This window comes from Nocardioides sp., assembly GCF_016462705.1.
Classification (GTDB): domain Bacteria; phylum Actinomycetota; class Actinomycetes; order Propionibacteriales; family Nocardioidaceae; genus Nocardioides.
Genome location: NZ_JAEMSS010000219.1, coordinates 1 through 6,116, shown reverse-complemented (window position 1 = coordinate 6,116; position 6,116 = coordinate 1). Strand labels below are relative to the sequence as shown.

7 protein-coding genes are annotated in these 6,116 nt (G+C 72.8%); 5 read left to right on the top strand and 2 right to left on the bottom strand.

Features of this window, described 5'->3' with window-relative positions; all coding sequences use genetic code 11:
• Nucleotides 1-156 precede the first annotated feature (156 nt).
• The gene (locus JHD21_RS19745; RefSeq protein ID WP_292678759.1) at nucleotides 157-642 is read right to left on the bottom strand and encodes a cupin domain-containing protein; all 486 of its coding nucleotides are present in this window, start codon (nucleotides 640-642) and stop codon (nucleotides 157-159) included.
• A 72-nt stretch (nucleotides 643-714) separates the two neighbouring features.
• Here JHD21_RS19745 and JHD21_RS19740 point away from each other — a divergent pair, with 72 nt between their 5' ends.
• The 5 genes from JHD21_RS19740 (at nucleotide 715) to JHD21_RS19720 (ending at nucleotide 5,871) form a co-directional block, all read left to right on the top strand.
• Nucleotides 715-1,368 (top strand): TetR/AcrR family transcriptional regulator, encoded by a 654-nt coding sequence (locus JHD21_RS19740; RefSeq protein ID WP_292678756.1) that lies wholly within the window; start codon nucleotides 715-717, stop codon nucleotides 1,366-1,368.
• Between the two features lie 90 nt (nucleotides 1,369-1,458).
• Nucleotides 1,459-3,867 carry a DNA helicase PcrA gene (pcrA, locus tag JHD21_RS19735; protein ID WP_292678753.1) on the top strand — a complete coding sequence of 803 codons (2,409 nt, stop codon included), beginning with the start codon at nucleotides 1,459-1,461 and terminating at the stop codon, nucleotides 3,865-3,867.
• Nucleotides 3,868-3,921: 54 nt separating this feature from the next.
• Nucleotides 3,922-4,272 (top strand): metalloregulator ArsR/SmtB family transcription factor, encoded by a 351-nt coding sequence (locus JHD21_RS19730; RefSeq protein WP_292678763.1) that lies wholly within the window; start codon nucleotides 3,922-3,924, stop codon nucleotides 4,270-4,272.
• Nucleotides 4,269-4,967, top strand: a complete 699-nt coding sequence (locus tag JHD21_RS19725; RefSeq protein WP_292678750.1) for a cation transporter — start codon at nucleotides 4,269-4,271, stop codon at nucleotides 4,965-4,967. The genes JHD21_RS19730 and JHD21_RS19725 overlap by 4 nt, the downstream gene beginning before the upstream one ends.
• On the top strand, nucleotides 4,957-5,871 hold the full coding sequence (locus JHD21_RS19720) for a cation diffusion facilitator family transporter (RefSeq protein WP_292678747.1): 915 nt from the start codon (nucleotides 4,957-4,959) through the stop codon (nucleotides 5,869-5,871). The genes JHD21_RS19725 and JHD21_RS19720 overlap by 11 nt, the downstream gene beginning before the upstream one ends.
• 112 nt (nucleotides 5,872-5,983) lie before the next feature.
• Here JHD21_RS19720 and JHD21_RS19715 read toward each other — a convergent pair whose 3' ends face one another.
• Nucleotides 5,984-6,106: a hypothetical protein gene (locus JHD21_RS19715; protein WP_292678761.1), complete on the bottom strand. Its 123-nt coding sequence runs from the start codon at nucleotides 6,104-6,106 to the stop codon at nucleotides 5,984-5,986.
• Nucleotides 6,107-6,116 lie beyond the last annotated feature (10 nt).

Sequence of the window (6,116 nt, the reverse complement as noted above, 5' to 3'; positions counted from 1 at the left end):
GTCTCTGGCATCGATCCTCATTCTCGACGCCTCCACGGTTCTGGGGGAACCTCAGATCGCGGGGCGCGCTCGCTGCGCTCGCCATCGCTCGCCTCGGTCGCTGCGCTCCCTCGCTCGCCCTTCGACGGATCGGCCTGGAGGGCTCGCCTCCGGGGGCTACTCGGGAATCGGGGGACCCACGACCGTCATGCCGTAGCGCGGGGCGGCCTCGACCCACTTCGGGATCTCGACCTCCGGCGTGAGCCCGTCGGCGCCCGGGAGCCGGCGCTCCGTCGCCGGGATGCCGACCTCGTCGTAGAGGTGCAGCAGCCCCGCGGGCGCGGTCAGGGCCAGGAACCTGGCCGGGGAGTCGCCCCGGATCCGGAACGCGTGCGGCACCTGCGCGGGGAGGTGGATGAAGCAGCCCGCGTACAGCTCGAACAGCTCGTCGCCGGCCTGGTAGTCGAGCCGGCCGTCGAGGACGTAGAACGCCTCCGCCTCCCGGTCGTGGCGATGCAGGGGCGTGGCGACGCCGGGCGGCTGGGTCACCAGCGCGACGCCGAGCTCCGCGCTCTCGTGCGGCTCGAGGAGGTGCTCGAACAACGACTGCATCGCCCATGTCGCCCGGCCGGTCCCCGGCTCGCGCATCACGACCTCGGACACTCGGACCACCTCGCTCGTGCGTCGCACCTAATTGATCCGAAAGACCTTCGGATGATTGCTAACGTAGGCCTCGTGTCCGGCCCGGTCAAGCGTCCGTACGACGCCTCGCGGCGGCGGGCCGCGGCTGAGCGCACGCGGTGGGGGATCCTGGCGGCCGCGCGCGACCTGTTCGAGGAGGCGGGCTACGGCGGCACCTCGGTCCAGGCGGTCGCTCGGCGGGCGGGCGTCTCCGTCGACACGGTCTACGCCAGCGTCGGCCGCAAGCCGGAGCTGCTGCTGGCGGTGCACGACATGGCGCTCGCCGAGGGCGACGCGCCGGTGCCCGCCGAGCAGCGGGACTGGGTCGGCGCGATCCGGTCGGCTCCGACCCTCGCCGCCAAGATCGAGACGTACACCGCTGCCCTGTCCCGGTTCCTGCCCCGGACGGTGCCGATCATGAACGCCCTGCGGGAGGCCGGGGCCACCGAGCCGGCGTGCGCGGCCCTGCACCGGGAACTCAGCGAGCGCCGGGCGGCCAACATGCGCCTGTTCGCGGCGGACCTCCGCTCGACCGGTGAGCTGCGCGCGGACCTCACCGACGACGACGTCGCCGACCTGGTCTGGATGCTGAACAGCCCGGAGGTCTTCGGGCTGTCCGCGTCCCGTGGCCACACCGCCGAGGAGTACGCCGCCCTGCTCGCCGACGTACTGGTGCGCACCCTCACCGCCGGGGGTGCCCGCCCGTAGGGTTGAGCCCGCGATGAGACACCCCACGAGCTCGCACGCCTCCGCCGCTGCGCTCCTCCGGCGCACGAGTCCGCGGGGACCCCGAGAACCATGACGACCGACGCGATCCCCGGCCTCGAGGGCCTCGAGCCACCCCCGGCCACGCGGGGCGGACCGTCCCGCGACCAGCTGCTCGAGGGGCTCAACGAGCCGCAGCGGGCCGCGGTCGTGCACGAGGGCGCGCCGCTGCTGGTGGTGGCCGGCGCCGGGTCGGGCAAGACCCGGGTGCTCACCCGGCGGATCGCCTGGATCGTCTCCGAGCGCGGCGCCCATCCCGGCTCGGTCCTGGCGATCACCTTCACCAACAAGGCCGCCGCCGAGATGAAGGAACGGGTCGAGGACCTCGTCGGCCGGCGGGCCCGGTTGATGTGGGTCTCGACGTTCCACTCCGCCTGCGTCCGCATCCTGCGCAAGGAGATCGAGCGGCTGGGCTACGGCAAGTCGTTCTCCATCTACGACGCCGCCGACCAGAAGCGGCTGATGGCGCTGGTCGCCGGCGACCTCGACCTCGACGCCAAGAAGTTCCCCGCGGGGGCTCTCCTGCACTGGGTCTCCAACCACAAGAACGAGCTGCGCGACGCCGAGGACGCCGCCGAGGAGGCGCGGACCAAGCTCGACGAGGCCTACGCCGCGGCGTACGCGCTCTACCAACGGCGCCTGCGCGAGGCCAACGCGCTCGACTTCGACGACCTGATCATGCTCACCGTGCACCTGTTCGCCGAGTACCCCGACGTCCTGGAGACCTACCGGCGCCGGTTCCGGCACGTGCTCGTCGACGAGTACCAGGACACCAACCACGCGCAGTACGCACTGATCCACCAGCTCTGCGCCGCCGACCTGGAGGAGCGGGAGGGTCCGCGCGCCGAGCCCGCCGAGCTGATGGTGGTCGGCGACGCCGACCAGTCGATCTACGCCTTCCGGGGCGCCAGTATCCGCAACATCCTCGACTTCGAGGACGACTTCCCCAACGCCCGGACGATCCTGCTCGAGCAGAACTACCGGTCCACCCAGACGATCCTCACCGCCGCCAACGCGGTGATCAGCCGCAACGAGGGCCGCAAGGACAAGACGCTCTGGTCCGACGCCGGCGACGGCGAGCGGATCGTCGGCTACGTCGCCGACGACGAGCACGACGAGGCCCGGTTCGTGGCCGGCGAGATCACCACGCTCGGCAAGGAGGCGGAGGTCCGGGCCGCCGACGTGGCCGTCTTCTACCGCACCAACGCGCAGTCCCGGGTGTTCGAGGAGACGTTCATCAGGACCGGCCAGCCCTACCGCGTGGTCGGCGGCGTCCGGTTCTACGAGCGGCGCGAGATCCGCGATGCCCTGGCCTACCTCCGGCTGCTCGCCAACCCCGCCGACGAGATCTCGCTGCGCCGGATCATCAACGTCCCCAAGCGTGGCATCGGCGACCGCGCGATCGCCGGCGTGCAGGTGTTCGCCGAGCAGGAGCGGCTGACCTTCTGGGAGGCGCTGCGCCGGTCCGACGAGGCGCCCGGGATCGCCACCCGGTCGCTGGTCCAGATGCAGGGCTTCGTGGCCATGATCGAGGAGCTCCAGTCGATGGTCGACGCGGGCGAGCGGGCCGACGTCGTCCTGGAGACCGTCCTCGAGCGCTCCGGCTACCTCAAGGCGCTGGAGGAGTCCACCGACCCCCAGGACGAGACCCGGCAGGAGAACCTCGCCGAGCTGGTCGCCGTCGCCCGCGAGTTCAGCGAGGACCCGGTGGCGGGGCCGTCGGCCGACCCGACCGACGTGGACGCCGGGCTGGTCGAGCCGGGCCTCGCGGACTTCCTCGAGCGGGTGTCGCTGGTCGCCGACACCGACCAGATCCCGGACGACGAGGACGGGGTCGTCACGCTGATGACCCTGCACACCGCCAAGGGGCTGGAGTTCCCCGTCGTGTTCCTCACCGGCCTCGAGGACGGGATCTTCCCGCACTCCCGCTCGCTCGGCGACCGTCCCGAGCTCGAGGAGGAGCGCCGGCTCGCCTACGTCGGGCTGACCCGGGCCCGCGAGCGGCTCTACGTGTCGCGGGCGCTGGTCCGGTCCGCCTGGGGCGCGCCGTCGCACAACCCGGCGTCCCGCTTCCTCGACGAGCTGCCCGTCGACCTGGTCGACTGGCGGCGTACCGAGGCGGAGCAGACGGTCTGGGAGCGGCCGGGCTGGTCCGGGGGTGGTGGTGACTCCTACCGCCGTCCGGCACTGGGGACCCCGACCGCGGGAGGCCGCCGCAACTTCTCGGCGGCAGCCGCGCGGGCCGACGCCCAGCGCAAGGCCAAGGCGTCCCGCCCGATCCCCGTGCTCGCGGCCGGTGACCGGGTCCAGCACGACACGTTCGGCCTCGGCACCGTGGTCGCGACCGAGGGGGAGGGGGAGAAGGCCGTGGCCTCCATCGACTTCGGCAGCGAGGGCGTCAAGCGGCTGCTGCTGCGCTACGCCCCGGTCGAGAAGCTCTAGCAGCGGTCCGGTTGACAACCTGACGCTCGTTGGCAATATCATCGCCGTATGGCGATGAATGTCTCGGACGACGGGCTCCTGCCCGCGGCGGCGCTGTTCCACGGCTTCAGCGACCCGAACCGGATCGCCATCCTGCGTCACCTCGCCCTCGGGGAGCACCGGGTCGTCGACCTGACCGCCCACCTCGGCCTGGCGCAGAGCACCGTGTCCAAGCACCTCGCCTGCCTCAAGGACTGCGGCCTGGTCGACTCCCGCGCCGAGGGCCGGGCGTCGGTCTACTCGCTCAGCCATGCCGACGCACTCATGGCGGTGTGGTCCGCCGCCGAGCGGCTGCTCGAGCTCACCGGCGACGCGGTCGTGCTGTGCCCGACCTACGGCGTCGACACCCTGGTGCCGGCCTCGTGAGCGTCTCGGCCGCCGCGGCGCTGACCCCTGATGCCGGGCGCCGTCGGCTGCTCGGCCGCCGGGCGCAGCTGCTGGCCGCGGCCTCGGTGTCCTACAACGTCGTCGAGGCCGTCATCGCGATCAGCGCCGGCATCGTCGCCGGCTCGGTGGCGCTGGTCGGGTTCGGGCTCGACTCGACGGTCGAGGTGTCGAGCGGGCTCGTGGTCCTGTGGCAGTTCCGCCACCCGATGCCCGAGTCGCGCGAGCGCCGAGCGCTGCGCCTGATGGCCGTCTCGTTTTTCGTGCTCGCCGGCTACGTCGCGTTCGAGTCGGCGCGGGCGCTGGTGGGCGGTCACGACCCGGAGCCGTCGACGGTCGGCATCGCGCTGGCCGCCGCGTCGCTCGTGGTCATGCCGTTCCTGTCCTGGGCCCAACGGCGGACAGGTCGTGAGCTCGGGTCGGGTGCGGTCGTCGCCGACTCGACCCAGACCCTCTTGTGCACCTACCTCTCCGCCGCGCTGCTGGTGGGGCTGCTGCTCAACGCGACGCTGGGGTGGACCTGGGCCGACCCGCTGGCCGGCCTGGTGATCGCGGGGGTCGCGCTGAGGGAGGGGCTCGGCGCCTGGCGCGGTGACGCCTGCTGCGGTCCCGTCGCCGGCCCCTCACCGGACGCCGGTGCGGACGACGCGGGTGAGGACGGCTGCTGTGGGCGCTGACCACGGGCACTCCCACGCCGGGCCGGCCGACCACCGCGGCCGGCTCGCGGTCGTCCTCGCGATCACGGTGTCGGTGCTGGTCGTCGAGGTCGTCGGTGCGGTCGTCTCCGGCAGCCTCGCGCTGCTCGCCGATGCCGCCCACATGCTCACCGACGTGGCCGGCCTGACCCTGGGCCTGGTCGCGGCGGCCCTCGCCCGCCGCCCGCCGACCGCCGTGCGCACCTGGGGCTACCGCCGCGCCGAGATCCTGGGAGCCGCGGCCCAGGCCGCACTGCTGCTCGGGGTGGGCGTCTACGTGCTCGTCGAGGGCGTGCAGCGGCTGTTCACCCCTCCCGAGGTGGCCTCGACCGCCATGGTGGTCTTCGGGGTCGTCGGCCTGGCCGGCAACCTGGTCGGTCTCGCCGTGCTGGCGGGCGGTCGCTCCGACAACATGAACATGCGGGCGGCGTTCCTGGAGGTCGCCAACGACGCGCTGGGCTCGGTGGCGGTGCTGGTGGCCGCGGTCGTCATCGCCACGACCGGCTGGCTGCGCGCGGACGCCCTCGCGTCGCTGCTGATCGGTGTCCTGATCGTCCCCCGCACGGTCCGGCTGCTGCGGGACACCGCGCACGTCCTGCTCGAGTCGACCCCGCCGGGCCTCGACCTCGACGCGGTGCGGGCCCGGCTGCTCACCGCCGAGCACGTGCACGAGGTGCACGACCTGCACGCGTCGCAGGTGGCGACCGGCCTCCCCGTGCTCACCGCGCACGTGGTCGTCGACGACTCGTGCTTCCACGACGGGCACCTGGCCCGGATGCTCGACGAGATCCAGGCGTGCCTGGCCGACGAGTTCGACGTCGAGCACTCGACGATCCAGTTCGAGGCCGTGTCGCACGCTGCCCACGAGCACGGCACCCACGCCTAGACCACCCCGAGTCGTCGTTACCGACGGGCAGTAGAGCCGAGTCGTCGATGTGCGCGCTGTCGAGTCGTCGTTACTGACGGGCAGCAGGGCCGACTGGGCGTCCGGGCGCTGGTCAGCGGAAGAGGCCGTGCTGCTGCATCGCGGCGTAGGGGTCGACCGGGTCGCCGCCGCCGGGGCGGACCTCGAGGTGCAGGTGCGAGCCGGTCACGTTGCCGGTCGCGCCGACCGTGCCGATGACCTCGCCG

Coding starts and splice junctions, on each gene's coding strand:
- pcrA (WP_292678753.1), top strand. CDS start 1,459: ATGACGACCGACGCGATCCCCGGCCTCGAGGGCCTCGAGCCACCCCCG.
- JHD21_RS19730 (WP_292678763.1), top strand. CDS start 3,922: ATGAATGTCTCGGACGACGGGCTCCTGCCCGCGGCGGCGCTGTTCCAC.